Source organism: Streptomyces siamensis, from assembly GCF_039543605.1.
In the GTDB taxonomy this organism is placed as follows: domain Bacteria; phylum Actinomycetota; class Actinomycetes; order Streptomycetales; family Streptomycetaceae; genus Streptomyces; species Streptomyces siamensis.
Genome location: NZ_BAABKB010000013.1, coordinates 224314 through 243046, shown reverse-complemented (window position 1 = coordinate 243046; position 18733 = coordinate 224314). Strand labels below are relative to the sequence as shown.

Sequence of the window (18733 nt, the reverse complement as noted above, 5' to 3'; positions counted from 1 at the left end):
TGCATGTCCGGACTTGTCAATGCATCTGGCCATGAGTCATGTCACCGTCGTGTGACCTTCACGTTATGGACTCGTCGGCGGCACTGTCAGTCGGGTAAGAAGGTTCTTTACACCCCTCATCCGGGGCTCAGGGCGCGTGTGCGGCGCGCCCGTCGCGCACGGCCCGTACGCAATCACGGCGGCAGGGTCTGCGCGGTGCCCGCCCACCCCTCAACCAGGAGTGGTCACCCTCAACCCATGAAGATTTAAGGGGTAAAACAAAGTGGCAGCGGAGATCGTCAATCCTCGCAGCGACAGCAATACGGATCAGGACGGAGGGGCCGAGCCCCTCGATTCCTTCGATCCCGCATTCGCGCTGCACCGCGGTGGCAAGATGGCCGTGCAGGCCACCGTGCCCGTCCGTGACAAGGACGACCTGTCCCTGGCGTACACGCCCGGCGTCGCGAAAGTGTGCAGCGCGATCGCCGAGCAGCCCGAACTCGTCCATGACTACACCTGGAAGTCGTCCGTCGTCGCCGTGGTGACGGACGGGACGGCTGTCCTGGGTCTCGGGGACATCGGTCCCGAGGCCTCCCTCCCGGTCATGGAGGGCAAGGCGATTCTTTTCAAGCAGTTCGGCGGCGTGGACGCCGTCCCGATCGCGCTGGACTGCACGGGCGTCGACGAGATCGTCGAGACCGTGGCCCGGCTCGCGCCCTCCTTCGGCGGAGTCAACCTGGAGGACATCTCGGCGCCGCGGTGCTTCGAGATCGAGCGGAAGCTCCAGGAGCGCCTGGACATTCCCGTCTTCCACGACGACCAGCACGGGACCGCGGTGGTCACCCTCGCGGCCCTGCGGAACGCCGCGAAGCTGACCGGGCGCTCGCTCGGCGACCTGCGCGCGGTGATCTCCGGCGCCGGAGCGGCCGGGGTCGCGATCGCCAAGTTCCTGCTGGAGGCGGGGCTCGGCGACGTCGCCGTCGCGGACCGCAAGGGCGTCGTGTCGCGCGACCGGGACGACCTGACGGACGTCAAGCGCGAGCTGGCGGAGATCACCAACAAGGCCGGGATCAGCGGGTCGCTGGAGTCCGCCCTGGCGGGCGCCGACGTCTTCATCGGCGTCTCCGGCGGTACGGTGCCGGAGCCGGCGGTGGCCTCGATGGCCGAGGGCGCGTTCGTCTTCGCCATGGCCAACCCGAATCCCGAGGTCCACCCCGACATCGCCCACAAGTACGCGGCCGTCGTCGCGACCGGGCGGTCGGACTTCCCGAACCAGATCAACAACGTGCTGGCCTTCCCCGGCATCTTCGCCGGAGCGCTCCAGGTGCGGGCGTCCCGGATCACCGAGGGAATGAAGATCGCCGCGGCCGACGCGCTGGCCGCGGTCGTCGGGGACGACCTCTCCGCCGACTACGTGATCCCCTCGCCGTTCGACGAGCGGGTCACTCCGGCGGTCACCGCGGCGGTCGCCGCGGCCGCGCGGGCCGAGGGTGTGGCTCGACGCTGACGGGGCGCGTCGCCGCTGACGCGGTGCGCGCGCTGTGGCCCCGCCGGGTTGTCCCGGCGGGGCCCTTGCCATTCCCGGGGCCGGTCGGTCGGGTTTCTCTCCCAGGGCCGGTCGGTCCGGTGCCTTTCCGGGGGGTCCGTCGGACCGGGGCTTTTCCCGCCGGGCGGTCGGTCCGGCTGGGCTCTTCGCCCGGGGGTTGGTCCGGGCGGGTGGTGTTTCGCCCCGCCGTCCCTGCCCGTCCCGTACCCGGGGCTCCGCCCCGGACCCCGCTCCTCAAACGCCGGAGGGGCTGATTTCAGCCCGTCCGACGATCGAGGACGAGGCCGTTCAGGCCGATCGGGGGTCTGGGGGCGGAGCCCCCAGGGACACGGGACGGGCAGGGGCGGAGGGGGCGAAGGACGCTGGAGGGCGGGCCGCCGGGCATGGCGGGACCTGTGTCACACCGGGACATGGTTCCGTGCGGCGGGGGCGGAGCCTATCGTCAAGGTCATGTTCGCTGCCTATGCCGCCCGAATCGACCGTGACCAGCCGCTGAGCGGCCTGGAGTTGGGGGAGCGCCCGGCCCCGGAGAAGAGGCCGGGCTGGACCACCGTGAACGTGCGGGCCGCCTCGCTGAACCACCACGACCTGTGGTCCCTGCGCGGGGTCGGCCTGGCCGAGGACAAGCTGCCGATGATCCTCGGCTGCGACGCCGCCGGAGTCGACGAGGACGGCAACGAGGTCGTGCTGCACTCCGTCATCGGCCAGAGCGGACACGGCGTCGGCCCCGACGAGCCCCGTTCCATCCTCACCGAGCGCTACCAGGGCACGTTCGCCGAGCAGGTCTCCGTCCCGACGTGGAACGTCCTCCCGAAGCCCAAGGAGCTGTCCTTCGAGGAGGCCGCCTGTCTGCCGACCGCCTGGCTGACGGCGTACCGCATGCTGTTCACCAACGCCGGGGTGCGGCCCGGCGACTCCGTGCTGGTGCAGGGCGCGGGCGGCGGTGTGGCCACCGCCGCGATCGTCCTCGGGAAGGCCGCGGGGCTGCGGATGTTCGCCACCAGCCGGGACGAGGCCAAGCGGAAGCGGGCCGTCGAGCTGGGAGCCGTCGAGGCCTTCGAGTCCGGCGCGCGGCTGCCGCAGCGCGTGGACGCGGTCATCGAGACGGTCGGCGCGGCCACCTGGTCGCACTCGGTGAAGTCGCTGCGCCCCGGCGGCAGCCTGGTCATCTCGGGCGCCACCAGCGGCGACCGGCCGTCCCACGCCGAGCTGACGCGCATCTTCTTCCTCGAACTCAAGGTCGTCGGTTCCACGATGGGCACCAAGGACGAGCTGGAGGACCTGCTGTCCTTCTGCGCCGCGACCGGTGTGCGTCCCGTCATCGACGAGGTGCTTCCGCTCGACCGTGCCCGCGAGGGGTTCGAACGCCTCGAGTCGGGCGACCAGTTCGGGAAGATCGTGCTGAAGAACGGCTGACGTTCCCTCTTCCCCCAAGCTTCCTTCACGGCCGGTCCGGGTTCCCGGGCCGGCCGTCGGCATGTGTCAACCATGGTTGACATGAGCGGGCGTGTCAACGTAAGTTGACATCATGACCGAAGCAACGGATCTCGCCGAGCGCGCGGGTGATCGCGATCCGCGGATCGGGCTGCGGGCCGTCTCCGCGCTGCGGAGGCTGCTGGAGCAGCTGGAGGCGGTACAGGTGCGCAGTGCGCGCAATCAGGGCTGGTCCTGGCAGGAGATCGCCGCGGAACTCGGAGTGAGCAGGCAGGCCGTGCACAAGAAGTACGGGAGGCAGTGATGTTCGAGCGGTTCACGAAGGATGCGCGTGCCGTCGTCGAGGGGGCGGTGCTGCATTCCGAGCGGACGGGCGCCGGCACCGTGGCGGAGGAGCACATGCTGCTCGCGCTCCTCGACCGGGAGGGCAGCCGGGGCTCCTTCGCCCTGGCCGCGCTCGGTCTCGCCGGTCGCCGGGACTCGGTCGAGCACGACCTCGCCGAGGCGCGCCGTCGCGGTGGCCTGTCCCGTGCCGACGCCGAGGCCCTCTCCGGGCTCGGAATCGATCTGTCGGAAATCGTCTCCCGGGTCGAGGAGGCGCACGGGGAAGGCGCGTTGGGGTCGGGATCCGGAGCGGGCGCGAAGTCCGGGGACGGGCGGCGGACGCGGCGGCGGCCCTTCGCGCCGGAGGCCAAGGGGGTGCTGGCGCAGTCCCTGAGGATGGCCCATGCCCGCCGGGACCGGCACATCGGTGACGAGCACCTGCTCATGGCACTCACCGTGCGGGGCGGTGTCGCCACGGAGGTGCTCGCCGACCACGGGGTGACCTACGAGTCGGTGACGCGGGTGCTGTACGGCGACGGGGGCGCGGCCGAGGCGGGGTGAGGCCCGGGGTCGGCGGCCCTGCCCGCCTCGGGGTCGGTGGCCCCTGCCCGCCCTGGGGTCGATCGCCCTGCCTGCCCTGGGGTCGGTGGCCCTGCCCCCGGGGTCGGCGGTCCGCGATGTCGGGGGCAGGGGCGGGGCGCTGACCCCGAGGTCAGCGCTCGTCGGAAGCGAGCGGCTCCCGCAGTGCCGCACCGATGTGGGCCGCCGCCGTCGACAGGTGGCGGCGGGCCTCCCGCAGTTGCTCCTCCGTGACCCCGTGGTCGCGGGAGGCGTCGCGGATGTCGTCGCGGAAGCGGTCCAGCAGGCGGTCGAGGTCGCGGGCGGGGTTGCCGGTGGACTCCTCGTGGGCCCACGAAGGCTCGTAGTCGGCGGGGAAGTCCTTCGGGGTGTCCGTGTACTCCGGATCCGTGGGCGCCCCGGACGGGGTGCGGCCGAAGCCGAAGTCCTTGCCGAAGTTCTTGCCGAACTCGCCGAACTCCTTGGCCAGTTCACTCAGGCCCTCGCGAACGCCCGTGGGCCAGTCGCCCCGGGCGAAATGGTCCTGGACCTGATCCTGGACCCGCTTGGCCATGCGCTGCATCTCCTCCTGCGCCTGTGCGCGGGCCTTCTCCTGGGCCTCCTTGGCCTGGCGGCGGGCGCGCTGTGCCTCGTCGCGGGCGCGGCGGCTCTCGTCCTTGGCGCGGCGGGCCTGTTCCTTCCACTCCTGGCGGACGCGTCGCATCTCCTCCTTCGCGGCCCGCCACGACTCCTTGTCCTGGAAGTCGCCGAAGCCGCCGAAGTCGCCCGCGGAGCCGTCGCGCTCCTTCGCCCCGCCGCCCTTCGGGCCCCGCCTGGCCTCCGTGGCCGCCGCCCGCATCTCGCGGCGCAGGTCGCCCGCGGCGCCCCGGACGTCGGCACGGATCTCCGCCGCGAGCTCCGCCACCGACTCGCGGATCTCCAGCTCCAGATCGGCCAGTTCGCCGCTGCGGTCGGCCAGCTCGGCGCGGCCGGCGTCCGTGATCGCGTACACCTTGCGGCCGCCCTCGGTGGTGTGGGTGACCAGCCCCTCCGCCTCCAGCTTGGCCAGCCGCGGATACACGGTGCCGGCCGACGGCGCGTACAGACCCTGGAAGCGCTCCTCCAGGAGCCGGATCACCTCGTACCCGTGGCGCGGGGCCTCGTCCAGCAGCTTGAGGAGGTAGAGGCGCAGACGGCCGTGGGCGAAGACGGGAGGCATGTCAGAGCACCTTCTTGTCGGTCGATGCGTCCTTGTCGGCAGTCGAGGCGTCGGTCGATGCATCGGTCGATGCGTCGGACGGGGTGGAGCCGGCCGTCGGAGCGGCGTCATCGGCTGCCGTGTCGTCGGCCGCGGTGTCGTCGGCCGGGCCGTCGGTCCCGGCGGCTCCGCCGGCCGGGGTCTGGGCCACGGTGTCCGCGGGGGCCTCGACCGGGGTGTCGTCGAGCGGCTCCGGGCCGTCGTCGTACGGATCGTCCTCCGCCGGTGGCCTGCGCAGCAGTGCGATGGAGCCGGAGGCCGTGATCGCCTTCAGCCTGCCATTGCCCGCGCCGAGCCTGCCGGTGATCTTCTTGGCGCCCCACTGTCCGCTGACCCTGAGGTCCTCGAAGGCGTTGGAGACGGTGCCGCTCGCGGTGTTCGCCTCCACCTCCGCGTCCGCCGGATGCGGGAGGCGGATGGCGATCTCACCCGAGACGTTCGTCAGCTGGACGTTCGTCGGGGTGCCCGTGGGGTCGAGATCCACGATCATCGAGCCGCTCACCGAGTCGGCCCGCACGGAGGTCCCGGAGCCCTCGACCACGGTCAGGTCGCCGGAGACGGAATTGAAGCGGAGGTCACCCGTGACGGCCTGCGCCTCCAGATTCCCGGACACCGTGTCCACGCGCACGGGCCCGGCGACGCGGACCAGCGTCGTGTCACCGGTGACGCCCTTCACCTCGACGCGCCCGTCCATCCCGGAGACCACGGCGGCCGCACCCACCACCCCGACCTCGACCCGGGTGTCGCTGGGGACGGCGAGCGAGACCACCACGTCACGCCGCCAGCCCTGGCGGTCGAGCCACTTGAGGAAGCCCTTCCAGGGAAGGTCCTCGTACGCCACGGTGAGGGTGCCGTCCTGCTGGGTCACCCGGATCGGCGGGCCCTCCAGGTCGGAGACCTCCAGGCGGGCGGAACCCTCGTCGGTGCCCACGACGTTCACCGTTCCGTTGACGATGCGCACGTGCAGTGCCGTCACCGGGTCGTCGAAGGAGAGCTTCTGCGGCTCTGCGACGGACCACTCGGACATGGTGCAGACCTCCTCGACCGGGCCGGACCCCCCACGTGAGCCCGAACATGACGCGCCATATCGCGTCTTCTGTCATTCACGATATATCGCGGATCGCGAAAGTCAAGACACCCGTTCTGGGGATCGAGTGCGGTTTGAAGTGGGCGAATCGGCCTAAAGTGTGACCATGTCGACTGCGTCCGGTGAGCCCTCGGCCCAAGATCCCGGTGCCCTGCTCCTGTGCCGTGCGCACCCCGCGTCCGTCGGTCCCGCCGCCAGGCTGCTGCACGAGCGGATGCTGCTCGCAGGCGCCGGACCCGAGTGGAGCGTGCTGGTCCCGGAGGGCGGTCCCTGGCGGCACGGCGCCGAACCCGTCGACCGAGTTCTCACCGGGTGGGCCGCGGCCCTGGCCGTCGGCACCCCCTGGCCCGTACTGGCCCTGTGGTGGGACGCCGACCGCAGCGGCTGCACCCTGGCCTCGGGGTTCCGCCGCCCCGTCGGCTACGAATGGCTGGCGGACGGCACCCCGGTCGGCGAGGACGAGGCGATGCGCACCTTCGCCGCCCGGCTCGGCCTGGACCCGGTGCTCGACGTGCAGGACCTGGAGCATCTGACGAAGCCCGACCCCGGTGCCGACGGGCACGCGCGCGTGCGGGCGCTGCTCGCCGTCCTCGCACGCACGGGAATGGTCGTCCCCGCCGGGCTCGGTCCAGGGGTGCCCGTGGACCGGCTCCGTGAGGTGGCCCGCGTCCTGCCCGGTGCCGAGCAGACGGAGTGGGACCGTCGGAGCGCGGCCGTGCGCGCGGAACCCGGCACGGCGGAGGACGGAGTCCTGGGGCCCTGGCTCCGCGGCACGAGGGCACGCGTCCTGGCCTCCGCCGAAGTCGGCGCCGGCCTCCCGCTCACCGTCTGGGGTGTGCGGCGGCGAAGCGCCGGGTGGATCGCCGCGGGAGCGCTCCTGACGCTCCACGGCGCTCTCGGCCTGGCCTACGACCGGCTGCGCGCCTTCGACTGACGCGGGACCGCGGCCCGACGTCCGCGCTCGGCGCTCGGCGCTCGGCGTGGCCGTGGTCACCGGGCTCGTCCGGTGGACTCAGCGGTGAAAGGCAGGGTCCGCCGTCCCTTCGGGCGACGGACCCCATTCGCACAGGCGGCACAGCAGGCGGGGCCGCGGGCGCCATGTCCGGCACCGCTGTCCCCGGCCCGGGTCAGGGACCCGGGGAACCTCCCGGCTACTCCTCGTCGTCCTCGTCGTCCAGGCGTGCCAGCCAGGTCGCCAGCCGCTCCACGGGCACCTCGAAGTCCGGGTTGAGGTCGACGAACGTGCGCAGCTGCTCGGCGAGCCACTCGAAGGTGACCTCTTCCTCGCCGCGCCGCTTCTCAAGTTCCTCGATGCCACGGTCGGTGAAGTACATGGATGGTGCTCCGTCGGTGAAAGTGAAGTGCAACGCTGGGAAAAGGATAGGTGGGGCGGGCGGCGCGCGGAGGTCCTCTGTCGGGGGCGCTCCCCTGCGGCTAGCCTGCAAGGTCGGCGGTACCACGGGGGCGTGGGGGAACGGGGGATGCCATGGGTGACGCAGTGACCCGGATCGCACGGATCGAGTTGCCGGACGGGACACCGGTGTGGGCACGGATCTCGGGGGCGGAGGAGGAACTGGAGCTCCCCTCGGGCGAGCTGTCGTTCACGGACACCGGGTTCGGCGAACGGATCGAGGCGCAGGTCGAGAGCCTCCAGTCGGTGATCACGGGAGTAGCGCGTTCGCTGGCCGCGCCGCTGCGCGCCGTGCGGCCGGACGAGGTCAGCGTGGAGTTCGGGATCGAACTGTCGGCGAAGGCCGGCAAGGTCGTCGGCCTGCTCGCCGACGGGGAGGCCAAGGCCGGGATCACGGTGACGCTCACGTGGAACGGCGGCCCGCCGGACCTCGACGGCACCGCGGACGACACACGCGCCGCCGCTGCCGACGCGAACGTCCGGGCGGACGGGACGGCCGGCCCGCACGCGGGCGCGTCCCCCGGCGCCCCGGCGCACGGCGGCCCCGGTGGCTCCTCCGCCGGGGGCGGGGCATGACGGACGGGCACGCCCCGGGCGCACCGGGCGGCCCCGGGAACGCTCACCGTGCGCTGCGTGATCTCGTCATGGCGGCCACGGTGCGCATCCATCGCGCGGGCTCCGGGTATGCCCTGGACGAACCCGGCACGTTCCTCGGGAGCGGCTTCTTCCTCGCTCCGAACTGGGTTCTGACCTGCGCGCACGTGGCTCGGAGCGGCGAGGGGGGCGAGGTGACGGTGGTCTACGAGACGGGGCCGGGCCGCGGTACGTCCGCCGTGGCGGGCGAGGTCGCGGCCGCCCTCCCGGAGCACGCCGAGCGTCCCGTCCGGGGTACGTGGCCGGCCCCGGACCTGGCGCTCGTGCGGCTGCGCGAGCCCGTGGACCACGACTGCGCCTATGTCACCGAGCGGCCCGCCGCGTACTACGAGGAGGCGGTCGTCCTCTACTCGGGCTGGTCCGTGGTCGGCGGCGAGCTGCGCCGGCTCAGCGGGACGTGCAAGGTCCAGGGGACCCTCGGCGGCTGGTCGGACGACGAGCAGATCCGGCTGGGCGGCGACGTGCTGCCGCCCGGTGTCTCCGGCGGGCCGGTCGTCGATCTCGCGCGCGGGGAGGTCGTCGGTGTCCTGAAGTCCCAGGCGGACCGCGGCCTCGGCGGCACCTGCACGGGAGTGGAGCAGTTACGGTCCCTGCCCGTGCCGGCGGACGAGGTGCTGGCCGAGCACGACGACGTCTATCAGGCCGTCTTCCACGCCCACGACCGCTACCATCGCGACCGGCAGCGGCACCCCGACACCGCCCGCAGCACCTGGGCCGACGTGCAGAACGAGCTCGGCGCGCGGCCCGGACGGGCGCTCAGCCCGGAGGAGCGGACCCAGCTGCTCGGCCGGCTGGCCGACCTGCCGCCCCCGGTCAGCACCCGCTCCCTGCTCGGTCTGCTCGAATCGCTCCTCGGCGGCCGGGCCCCGATCCCGCATCCGGCGCCGCGCGGCTGGCGCGACGCCCTGGGGGCGCTGTACGAGAGCTCGCGCCAGGACGGCGCCCTGGAACTCGTCCTCGACTACGCGATGCGGGCCATGTCCGCCGAGCGTCCCTTCGTCACCCCGGGCACCCAGGCCGCCGAGCGGGCGCTGTGGGAGTGGGTGCGGCAGATCGCGGAGGGCCGCCCGGGTCCGGCGTACCGGCGGCGGCTGAGCCAGCAGTGGATCGAGCGGCTCCAGGTGCCGCGGCGCGACCCGTCCCCGGCCGATGCACGGGCGGCGCGCGCGGCGGCGCATGCGGCCGATCGTGCGCCCCGTATGTTCGTCCTGCTCGAACTGGAGCAACTCGGCTGGGAACCCGGCCGCTGCGACTGGCACGTCTCGGTGGGGCATCCGACCGGTGAGGTGGCGCGCCTGCGCGACGGCGAGCGGGCCCCGCTGGAGGACCTGCCCGGTGTCCTCGCCCAGCCGCTCGCGGAGGCGTTCCGCCAGTGCGACGAACCGGGGCGGCCCGCGGACCTCCAGGTCGCGCTGCCCCATCTGCTGCTCGGTCTCGACGTCGACGCCTGGGAGCTCGGGCCGGACGAGCCTCCGCTCGGCGCCCACCGGCCCGTCGTCGTGCGCTGCGCCGACCGCGAACAACTGCCCGACGGAGACGCCCTCTTCGCGGTCGACGGGAAGGAATTCGCCCCGGACGACGAGCAGGACGAGCGGGAGGCCAGATGGCGCTGGATCCATGCCTACGGCGCACGGGCCGAAGTCCTCGACTGCGAGGACGGGTTGCGGGTACCCGTGCCGCCCGGCGAGTGGCTGCGCGGACTGCCGCACAGGACGATCCCCGTGCTGTGCCGCTACGGCGACCACCGCTTCGAGGGCGACCCCGGGGCGCTCGTGCGGATCGTGCACGGCGGGTACGGAGTAGCGCTCTGGCGACGCTGGCGGGGCCAACCCGACGCAGTGTGCGGGGAGTTCCACCGAAGGGCCGGGGACACCGTGGCCGGTGCGGGCAGCGCGGACCGGCTCCCGGAGCTGGTGCACGCGCTGCGCGCCGGACTGCGGGCGGGCAAGCCGGAGACCTTCTGGGCCGACGGAATCGCCCTGTTCTACGACGATCCGCGCCGGCCTCTGCCGGGGACCGGTGACCTGTTGGAGGCGCCGTGACCGCGATCGCGGGAGGAACCGGGGGAGGGCCGAGCCGAGTCACCGTCAGGAGCCCCTTCCGGGCCCTTACGGCGGAAACCGAGGGTCGATACGGTGAAGCACGATCGACGGCGGCCGTGGGGGGTCGAGTGACGACGAGGGCTGGGCAATGACCGAATCCAGTGAGTGGCTCATCTACCGAGGCGCCGGCGAGCCCCATGACGGCCTGGCCCGTCTCCCCGCACCGCCTCCGTGGCGGGACTTCGCGAGCCGGGACACGGCCGGGAGCGACGGCGACGGCTCCGAGGATCGCCGGCTCGGTGCGCACCGGCACCTGGCCGAACTGCACCGGCCCGGCGCCGAGGAACTCGAAATGATCAACGCGGCGCTCTACCTGCGCCGCCCGCTGCTGGTCACCGGCAGCCCCGGGGCGGGCAAGAGCACGCTCGCGCACTCGGTGGCGTACGAACTGGGTCTGGGCAACGTGCTGCGCTGGCCGATCGTCAGCCGCTCCAGCCTCCAGGACGGGCTGTACCACTACGACGCGATCGCCCGGCTCCAGGACGTCCAGATCGCCGCGCCGCTGGGCAGCGATCCGGCCACTCCCGGCGCGCCCGGCTCCGTCGAGGGCATCGGCAGCTACATCCGCCTCGGCCCGCTCGGCACCGCGCTGCTGCCCTCCGACACCCCGCGGGTGCTGCTCATCGACGAGCTCGACAAGAGCGACATCGACCTGCCCAACGACCTTCTGAACGTGCTGGAGGAGGGCGAGTTCGCCATCCCCGAGTTGGAGCGCGTCGCCGACCGGCTGCCCGGCGGCGAGGCCGAGGTGCTCACCGCGGACGGCACCAAGGCGAAGGTGCGCGACGGCCGGGTGCGCTGCCGCGCCTTCCCCTTCGTGGTGCTCACCAGCAATGGCGAGCGCGATTTCCCCGCCCCGCTGATGCGCCGCTGCATCCACCTCGAACTGGGGCGGCCCGACCACAAGCGGCTCGCCACCTTCGTACGCGCGCATCTGGGCGATGAGGCCGCGCGGGCCGGGGACGACCTCATCACCCACTTCCTGGAGCGCTCGCGCAGCGAACTCGTCGCAGCCGACCAGTTGTTGAACGCCATCTACCTCACCGACGCGGCCGCACCGCCCAGTCGTGACCGGCTCGCGGATCTCCTCATCCAGCGACTCGACCGTCCGAGGTGAAGCGCTGATGCCCGATGCCGCGGCGCGCCACGGGCCCGAGCCCGCCGTACCTGCCGTACCTCCCGGACCCGACGGTCTGTCCGGGCCCGCCGACTCTGCCGGTCCGTCCGGACCCGCCACGCTGTCCGGTCCCGCCGGACCGTCCGGTTCCGGCGGCCCCGCGACGGGCTCCGGCGGTGATCCGATCGCCGAACTGGTGGCCAGGATGCGGCAGATCGGCCTCGATCCGGACGCCGGACAGCTCTGCGACACGCTGTGGCTCGCCCGCTGGGCGCGTCCCACCGACGCCGAACCACCGGCGGGCGGCGGCGCGTCCACCGGTACGACGCCGGGGGCGGGGCGCGACCCGGTGCCGGAACGCGCGGACCCGCGCGATGCCGCCCCGCCCGTGACGGACGACCGGCCCGCGCCACCGCCGCAGGACGAGAGCGCGGACCGGCGCGTCGCGCTCTACCCGGTGCCGCGGGACGGCGCGCCCCGGGGGTACGGACAGGGCCGGGTGACGGTGCTCCCGGTCGGGGTCCCGGCGGCCCCCGCGTTCCCCTCCCCGCTCGAACTCCAGCGCGCATTACGCCCCTTGCAGGGGTACCGCACCGCGGCACCGCCCCTGCGCACGGTCCTCGACGAGACGGCGACGGCGGAGCTGAGCGCGCGGGCCGGTGGACTGGTGCTGCCGGTGTTCCGCGGCGTGACCCGGGCCGACGCGGCGCTCCAGCTGGTGATGGACGCCTCCTCGTCGATGCGTGTGTGGGACCGGATGTTCACCGAACTGGAGCAGGTCTTCGGCCAGTTGGGCGCCTTCTGGGACATTGAGGTCAGCCATCTGCACCAGGGGCCGGACGGCGAGCCCGCCGTCAGCCGCAGCGCCGAGCCCGGCGCGGCCCCCCTGCACTCCGCCGACCGGCTCAGCGACCCCACCGGCCGCCGGATCACCCTCCTGGTCAGTGACTGCGCGGGCCCCCTGTGGCACAGCGGGCACGCCCACCGGCTGCTGCACCACCTGTCCCGGCTGGGCCCCGCCGCCGTGCTCCAGCCCCTGCCGCAGCGCATGTGGAACCGCACCCGGCTGCCCGTCTCGTACGGAGACCTGACGCGCGGCGAGGCCCTCGCCGGCGCGGCGACGCTCAGAGTCCGGCTGCCGGCCGGCAGCCCGCCGGAGGCTCGCGCAGGGGCGCTCCCCGTGCCCGTCCTGCCGCCCGAGCCCGCCGCGCTCGGAGCCTGGGCCCGCCTGCTGTCCGGCGCGGGCGCGGGTCCCGTGGCCGGAGCCGTCGGCTGGGTGCGCCACGACCATCCGCCCGCCCGGGCCGCCCGCCCCGGCCGCCGGCTGTCCGCCCTGGAACTGGTCAGCCGGTTCCGCTCGAACGCCTCGAAGGCGGCCGGACGCCTCGCCGGCTATCTGGCCGCGGCGCCGCTCAGCCTGCCGGTGATGCAACTGGTGCAGCGGACCATGCTGCCCGACTCCGGACCGTCCGAGCTGGCGGAGGTGCTGCTCAGCGGTCTGGTGTCGCGCGCCAAGGCCGAGGAGCACGGCGCGGACGGCACCCAGTGGTACGAGTTCGCGCCCGGCGTGCAGGAGGCACTGCTGTCGCCGCTGGGCCGCGACGAGGCCATGCTGGTGCTCAAGCACTGCTCGGAGTACATCGAGTACCGCTTCGGCAAGGGCGGCCCGAACTTCCCGGCCCTCGCGCTGGCGCAGCTCGGCGACGCCGGCTCCGGGCGGCCCTACGCGCCGGGCACCGGATATCCGGGCGGCCACGGGGACAACGGCGACAACGGCGGCGCCACGCTGGTCCCGCAGCCCTTCGCGGAGGTCGCCGCCCGGGTCCTGGAGCGGTTCATGCCGCTGCCCGAGCAGTTCGCGCTGTACGGCGGCCGGGGACGCGCGGACCTGACCGACGAGCGGCCCACGCACACGGCGGTGATCCGGGCCCGCACCCTCGTCGAGCAGTTCGACACGGACGGGATGGTGCAGGACCTCATCGACGCCGTGCAGTTCCTGCGCGGCGCCACCGAGCACGAACGGCCCGCCGGCGCCGACCCGGAGCTGTGGGCCGAGTACGCCAACTGTCTGCTGCGGCTGTGGGAGGTGCAGGGCGGCGCCGAGCTGCTGCGCGAGGCGGAGACCGCCGCCGAGCGGGCCGTCGCGCACCCACGGGCCCTGCGCGAGCGGGCCGTACTGGCGCGGGTGCTGCACGCCGCCGCCACCGACCGCAGGCGGCGCGGCGACCGGCGCGGCGCGCTCGACCTGCTGCGCCGCGCCGACCGCGAGTACGCGGTGGCCTGCGCGGCACCCGGTCTGGACGCCGCGGAGGCGCTGCGGCTCACCCTGGAGCGGGTGCGGGCGCTGGAGGCCCAGTGGCGCCTCGGCGGCGACAGCGCGTTGCTCCAGGGCGCGGTCGGGATGCTGGAGGCGTTCGCGGACGCCTGGCCCGACCGGCGCCACCGGCCGCCCGAACTCCCGCTGGCGCACGGCCGTGTGCTGCTGCACCTGTCTCGGGCCACGCCCGACCACGAACAGGCCAGACTGTACGCGGAGCAGGGCGCGCGCTCCCTGCGGGCCGCCCTGGAAGCGGAGCCCGAGGGCGACCGGCCGGCCGGGGCCGAGACCCCGCGCGAACGCGTCCGCGTCCTCCTCGACCTGGTCGACGCGCTCCTGAAATCGGGCGGCGCGCTCGACGACGCGCAGGCCCATGTCGACGAGGCGCTGGGCCTGACCCGTGAACAGGGGCTGCGCGCACAACTGGCCGTCCGCGCCGGGCGCATCAAGGTCGCGCGCTACGCCGAGTCGGGCGACCCGCGTGAACTCCAGGACGCCGCGGAGCGGTTCGAGCACGCTGCGCGCGGCGTGCCCCGGGACGCCCTCGCGCACGCGGACGTGCTCGCCGAATGGGGCGAGGCGCTGCTGCGCCGTGCCGTGCTGGACGACAGCGACGGCACCCGGGAGACGCTCTCCCGGGCCATCCGGGTGCTGCGGGACTGCCGGACCGAGACCCCGGCGGGCAGCGCGGAACTGGCGCACCGCCTGCTGCTCCTGGGCCGTGCCCTGATGCTGCGCTACCGGGTCCGCGGCGACCGGGTGGACCTGAGGGAGGCCGAGCACCTCTTCGGGCTCGCGGCTCTGGAGGCCGGCGAACCGCTGACGGCCGCGCGCTGCTGGCTGGAGCTCGGGCAGGCGCAGTTCGAGGCGTACCAGAGCCTCGGCCGGCCGGCGCGGCTCGACGAGGCCATCGACGCCTTCCGCGCGGCGGCGGAGTCGGCGCGTGAGGCCGAGGCGGACGCGGAGACGGACCGGCGGCGCCAGGAGGCCGTGGAGCTGGGTGCGCAGGCGCACCACTGGCGGGGTATGTCCTACGAGGCGGCGGCGCGTCCGCGTGCCGCGCGTGAGGCCTACCGGGCCGCCAGGAGCGAGTGGTCCCGGCTGCCGGACGGAGCCGTGCGCACGGGCGAGCCGACGGCCCGGCAGACGGCTCAGCGACTGGCCGAGCTGGAGTGAGGGAGCGCGTACCGGCGGCCGCCGGGGCGAGTGAGGATGAGGGGGAGGACATGGGTGCACGGGACGAAGCACTGGATTCCGACGTCGTCGCGGAGCGGCTGCCCGGCCTGGCGGACCTGCCGGCTCCGGAGGAACTGCCGGACCTGCTGGAGCTGGATCTCGCCGATCTCAGGACGATCCAGCACCCGGTGCTGGCCGAGGTGCTGACGGAGCTGAGGGACCGGGCCGGGCAGCCGAGCGAGATGCTGTGGGGGTTCAACAACGCGTTCTGACGGGCGAGCGAGGCCGGTGATCCGACCGGAAAGCGGTCAATCTTCGCTCATTAAGCGTCAGTTCCGGTCGGCGCTGTCGTTGAACCGGACAAGTTCCGACGTGCCGCGTTTGTGTCGGGCCCCTGCCAGGGAATGGCGCCCCGTACGGACCGCCGGGGGACGGCGCTCCGTACGGGCAGGGGCCCGTGGCACGGACCGTACGGTCGAAGCCGCGGGCCGGACAGCATGGGGGTGCCGGAGTGTCTGACGAGGTGACCTCCGTGAGCCCGACGACACCCGCCAGCCCTCCGGCCCCTGCCGCGCCCGAGCCCCGCACGGGGACTCCGGACCCCACCGGTATGCCGACGCCCATCGGTACTCCGGCTTCCGCCGGTACTCCGGCTTCCGCCGGTACTCCGGCCCCCGCAGTCGTCACGGCGCAGGTGGCGTCCGCCGGGTCGCCGGTGCGCTCCCCGGTCCCGCGCGGGCGCGTGAGTACCCCTGAACCACCGTTCCCCTTCCGGCAGTTCATCGTGAAGATGCACGGCCGCTGCAACCTCGCCTGCCGCTACTGCTACCTCTACGAAGGCCCCGACCGCGGCTGGCGCACCCGACCCGCCGCCGCCTCGGCCGCCGTGCTGGAGCGGACCGCGGGACGCATCGGCGAACACGCCCGCGCCCACCGGGCCACGGCTGTCTCCCTGGTGCTGCACGGCGGCGAGCCGCTGCTCGCGGGCGCGGACACGCTCGCACGCTTCACCGGTCTCGTACGGGCCCGTGTTCCCGGCGACTGTGCCGTCCACGCCACCGTCCAGACGAACGCCACCCTGCTCGACGAGCGACGGCTCGCCGTCCTCGCCCGGCACGGCATCCGTGTCGGGATCAGCCTGGACGGCGGCCTGCCCGCCCACAACGCGCTGCGCACCGACCGCGCCGGGCGCCCGTCCTGGCCCGCCGCCGCGCGCGGCGCCCGCCTGATCGCCGACCGCCACCCCGAGGCGTACGCCGGCATCCTCACCGTAGTGGACCCCACGACCGACCCCGTCGAGGTCTACGAGTCGCTGCTCGCCCTGCGGCCACCGGCTCTGGACCTGCTGCTGCCGCACGGCAACTGGTCCGCCCCGCCACCGGGCCGGGACGGCACCGGAACCCCGTACGGGGACTGGCTGTGCGCGGTCTTCGACCGCTGGTGGGGAGCCGGACGCCGGGAGACACGGGTACGTCTCTTCGAAGAATGCGTCGCGCTGCTGTTCGGGCTGCCCGCCGCCACCGAGTCGCTGGGCCTGGCCCCCTTCGACGCCGTGGTGGTGGAGACCGACGGGTCGATCGAACAGGTCGACTCGCTGAAGTCCTGCTACGAAGGAGCGGCCGAGACCGGCCTCGACGTCTTCCGGCACAGCTTCGACGACGCCCTGCGTCACCCCGGTGTGGTGGCCCGGCAGGCCGGCTCCGCCGCGCTCGCCACGAGTTGCCGCGCCTGCCCGCTGCTCTCCGTCTGCGGCGGCGGACACTACGCGCATCGATACCGGGCCGGCCACGGCTTCGCCAACCCCTCCGTCTACTGCGCCGACCTCCAGCGCTTCATCCGCCACGTGGCGGTGAGGCTCGCAGGGGCGGCGCCCGTCCCCGCCTCTCGCGAAGGAGGCACCCCGTGATCCTGCCGGCGGTCCCGGAGCGGGCCCTGACCGAACTCGGCCGCACCGAAGGCGGCCCCGAGACCCTGGGGCTCCTCGTCCGCGACCAGCACACGCGACGGCTGTTGTTGCTGCGAGCGGTGCTCGACGCGGCGGAGGCGGCCGGCCCGGCAGTCTGCTCCGCCGGGGCACGGGCCCGGCTGCGGGACGACTGGGCGCTCCTGGAGGAGGCCGACCGGGTGGAACGGCCGGGCCGGGTGCACCGGGGCCCGGTGTCCTCCGTACGGGCGGAGGGCGGGTACGCCGGACTGCACGGCGACCTCGGCACGCGGGACGACCTCGGGACGCGGGACGGCCTCGGGACGTACGGCGAACGCGGGACGCGGGAGGACCTCGGTCCGCGCGGCGATCGCCGGACACGGGGCGCCTTCGGGGCGTACGGAGACGCTGGGCCGCCCCCGCACCCCGCGCCGCACGCGGACCCCGTGGCATGCGCGGATCCCGTCGTGCACGCGGACCCCGCGGTGCGTGGCGCCGCCGAGGCCGTCTCCGCCCTCGCCGTCCCGCCGTTGTCCTCCGTCCGAGCCCTCCTGCTGCACCCGTTCGTGGGCCCGTGGGCCCGGCACTGCCTGAGCGGGCTGGGTACCCTGCCGGGGCCGCGCACGGAACGCGACGCGCGCGAACTCGCCTGCGGTCTCGCCCACTTCGGGGCACTGGCCGCCGCCGCGGCGACGCGGGCCGGCATCGCTTTCGCGGTACGCCTGACCGCACTCGACGGCGTGCTCACCCTGCCCTCGCTCGGCGCGCTGCGCACGCACACCTCGCGGGACACCCGGGTGGACGTGGTGCACCGCCGCGGGCGCCTGACGTTCCGCAGGGCCGGCGCGGCGGACGTGCTCGTGCACCTCCAGACCGGCGTCGGAGCGTGGTCCGACGCCACCGCCTGGACCCCGGCGCACGCGCTCCCCGGTCTGCTCCCGGGCTCGGCGCCCGTCCCCCTGGACGACCTCGACCCCTATCGCACCGCACGCGGCGGATCCCGTCCCCACACCCTCAGCGGCCCGGTGACACTCGACGACGAGGAACGCAAGCACTGGCTGCACGCCTGGTCGGGTACCGCGTCCGAACTCGGACTCGGCGGCGCGCAGCGGCTCGCGGAGGCCGTGTCCCTGCTGCGCTGTCTGGTCCCGCTGTCCGCTCCGCCCGGCTCGCTGCCCGGCGGCCGCCCCGGCGGCAGTTGCAGTGTCACCCGGCGCGAGGCCTTCGGCGCCGTGCTCAGCAGCACCCCGGCCGGGCCCACCGCACTGGCCGCCACCCTCGTCCACGAGATCCAGCACACCAAACTCGCCGCACTCACCGACATGCTGACGCTTCATCATGCAGAAGGGACCGCACGCTACTTCGCGCCGTGGCGACCCGACCCGCGGCCGTACGACGGCCTGTTGCAGGGCACCTACTCCCATCTCGCGCTGGCCGACTTCTTCCAGCGCCGCGCCCTCTCCGCCGACCGCCCGGCCGACCGGGACGCCGCCTGGGCCCAGCACGCGCGCTACCAGGAGCAGGTCGGAGCCGCCCTGCCGACGCTCGTCGGGTCGGGCGATCTCACCGAGCCGGGGCGCAGGTTCGTGGACCAGATGGTCCGGGTGTACGAACGACTGGCCGAGCGCCCGGCACCCCGGGGCCAGGCCGCACGGGCGGCGGCGTACGTCCGGGCGGCACGCGCCCTGTGGACGCAGCGCCATGCACCCGCCGAATAATCCCGGATGCCAGCCGTTTCAAGATCCTTGCGCGAAGATCGTCGCGTTTGAGGAAACGAACCACGGCAGCAGCTACTGGTGGCAGGCCACTGGTTGTTGCCGGGCTCAGGTTCTAAAATCACGCGGGG

The 18733-nt window shown here is 73.9% G+C and carries 15 protein-coding genes; 12 read left to right on the top strand and 3 right to left on the bottom strand.

The genetic code is table 11. The features are described from left to right. Positions 1 to 262 precede the first annotated feature (262 nt). The 4 genes from ABEB03_RS19750 to ABEB03_RS19735 all read left to right on the top strand — a co-directional run bounded on the left by ABEB03_RS19750 (position 263) and on the right by ABEB03_RS19735 (position 3844). Positions 263 to 1486 carry an NAD(P)-dependent malic enzyme gene (locus ABEB03_RS19750; RefSeq protein WP_345650527.1) on the top strand — a complete coding sequence of 408 codons (1224 nt, stop codon included), beginning with the start codon at positions 263 to 265 and terminating at the stop codon, positions 1484 to 1486. Between the two features lie 489 nt (positions 1487 to 1975). Next, complete coding sequence (locus ABEB03_RS19745; protein WP_345650525.1) at positions 1976 to 2941, top strand: zinc-binding dehydrogenase; 966 nt, start codon at positions 1976 to 1978, stop codon at positions 2939 to 2941. Positions 2942 to 3053: 112 nt separating this feature from the next. Continuing rightward, the gene (locus ABEB03_RS19740; protein ID WP_010984411.1) at positions 3054 to 3263 is read left to right on the top strand and encodes a helix-turn-helix domain-containing protein; all 210 of its coding nucleotides are present in this window, start codon (positions 3054 to 3056) and stop codon (positions 3261 to 3263) included. Then, positions 3263 to 3844 (top strand): Clp protease N-terminal domain-containing protein, encoded by a 582-nt coding sequence (locus tag ABEB03_RS19735; RefSeq protein WP_345650522.1) that lies wholly within the window; start codon positions 3263 to 3265, stop codon positions 3842 to 3844. The genes ABEB03_RS19740 and ABEB03_RS19735 overlap by 1 nt, the downstream gene beginning before the upstream one ends. 151 nt (positions 3845 to 3995) lie before the next feature. On the opposite strand, the gene ABEB03_RS19730 is transcribed toward ABEB03_RS19735, so the two are convergent. Both ABEB03_RS19730 and ABEB03_RS19725 read right to left on the bottom strand, forming a co-directional pair. Then, positions 3996 to 5060 carry a helix-turn-helix transcriptional regulator gene (locus ABEB03_RS19730; protein WP_345650519.1) on the bottom strand — a complete coding sequence of 355 codons (1065 nt, stop codon included), beginning with the start codon at positions 5058 to 5060 and terminating at the stop codon, positions 3996 to 3998. 1 nt (position 5061) lies between these two features. Beyond that, on the bottom strand, positions 5062 to 6126 hold the full coding sequence (locus ABEB03_RS19725) for a DUF4097 family beta strand repeat-containing protein (RefSeq protein ID WP_345650516.1): 1065 nt from the start codon (positions 6124 to 6126) through the stop codon (positions 5062 to 5064). 166 nt (positions 6127 to 6292) lie between these two features. Here ABEB03_RS19725 and ABEB03_RS19720 point away from each other — a divergent pair, with 166 nt between their 5' ends. Further along, complete coding sequence (locus tag ABEB03_RS19720; RefSeq protein WP_345650513.1) at positions 6293 to 7120, top strand: hypothetical protein; 828 nt, start codon at positions 6293 to 6295, stop codon at positions 7118 to 7120. A 217-nt stretch (positions 7121 to 7337) separates the two neighbouring features. On the opposite strand, the gene ABEB03_RS19715 is transcribed toward ABEB03_RS19720, so the two are convergent. Further along, on the bottom strand, positions 7338 to 7520 hold the full coding sequence (locus tag ABEB03_RS19715) for a DUF6104 family protein (RefSeq protein WP_005312030.1): 183 nt from the start codon (positions 7518 to 7520) through the stop codon (positions 7338 to 7340). A 152-nt stretch (positions 7521 to 7672) separates the two neighbouring features. On the opposite strand from ABEB03_RS19715, the gene ABEB03_RS19710 reads away from it, so the two are divergent. The 7 genes from ABEB03_RS19710 (at position 7673) to ABEB03_RS19680 (ending at position 18605) form a co-directional block, all read left to right on the top strand. Further along, positions 7673 to 8173 (top strand): CU044_2847 family protein, encoded by a 501-nt coding sequence (locus tag ABEB03_RS19710; RefSeq protein ID WP_345650511.1) that lies wholly within the window; start codon positions 7673 to 7675, stop codon positions 8171 to 8173. Next, complete coding sequence (locus ABEB03_RS19705; protein ID WP_345650509.1) at positions 8170 to 10293, top strand: VMAP-C domain-containing protein; 2124 nt, start codon at positions 8170 to 8172, stop codon at positions 10291 to 10293. Before ABEB03_RS19710 ends, ABEB03_RS19705 begins: the two co-directional genes overlap by 4 nt. Before the next feature lie 148 nt (positions 10294 to 10441). Then, a complete protein-coding gene (locus ABEB03_RS19700; protein ID WP_095936584.1) occupies positions 10442 to 11470 on the top strand; it encodes an AAA family ATPase in 1029 nt (342 codons plus the stop codon). A 7-nt stretch (positions 11471 to 11477) separates the two neighbouring features. Then, a complete protein-coding gene (locus ABEB03_RS19695) occupies positions 11478 to 14963 on the top strand; it encodes an SAV_2336 N-terminal domain-related protein (RefSeq protein WP_425589267.1) in 3486 nt (1161 codons plus the stop codon). Between the two features lie 50 nt (positions 14964 to 15013). Beyond that, the gene (fxsA, locus tag ABEB03_RS19690) at positions 15014 to 15235 is read left to right on the top strand and encodes an FxSxx-COOH cyclophane-containing RiPP peptide (protein ID WP_345650502.1); all 222 of its coding nucleotides are present in this window, start codon (positions 15014 to 15016) and stop codon (positions 15233 to 15235) included. Positions 15236 to 15705: 470 nt separating this feature from the next. After that, positions 15706 to 16869, top strand: a complete 1164-nt coding sequence (locus tag ABEB03_RS19685) for an FxsB family cyclophane-forming radical SAM/SPASM peptide maturase (RefSeq protein ID WP_345650500.1) — start codon at positions 15706 to 15708, stop codon at positions 16867 to 16869. Then, entirely contained in the window at positions 16869 to 18605 is a 1737-nt protein-coding gene (locus ABEB03_RS19680) for an aKG-HExxH-type peptide beta-hydroxylase (protein WP_345650872.1), read from the top strand. The genes ABEB03_RS19685 and ABEB03_RS19680 overlap by 1 nt, the downstream gene beginning before the upstream one ends. The last annotated feature ends 128 nt before the right edge of the window (positions 18606 to 18733 follow it).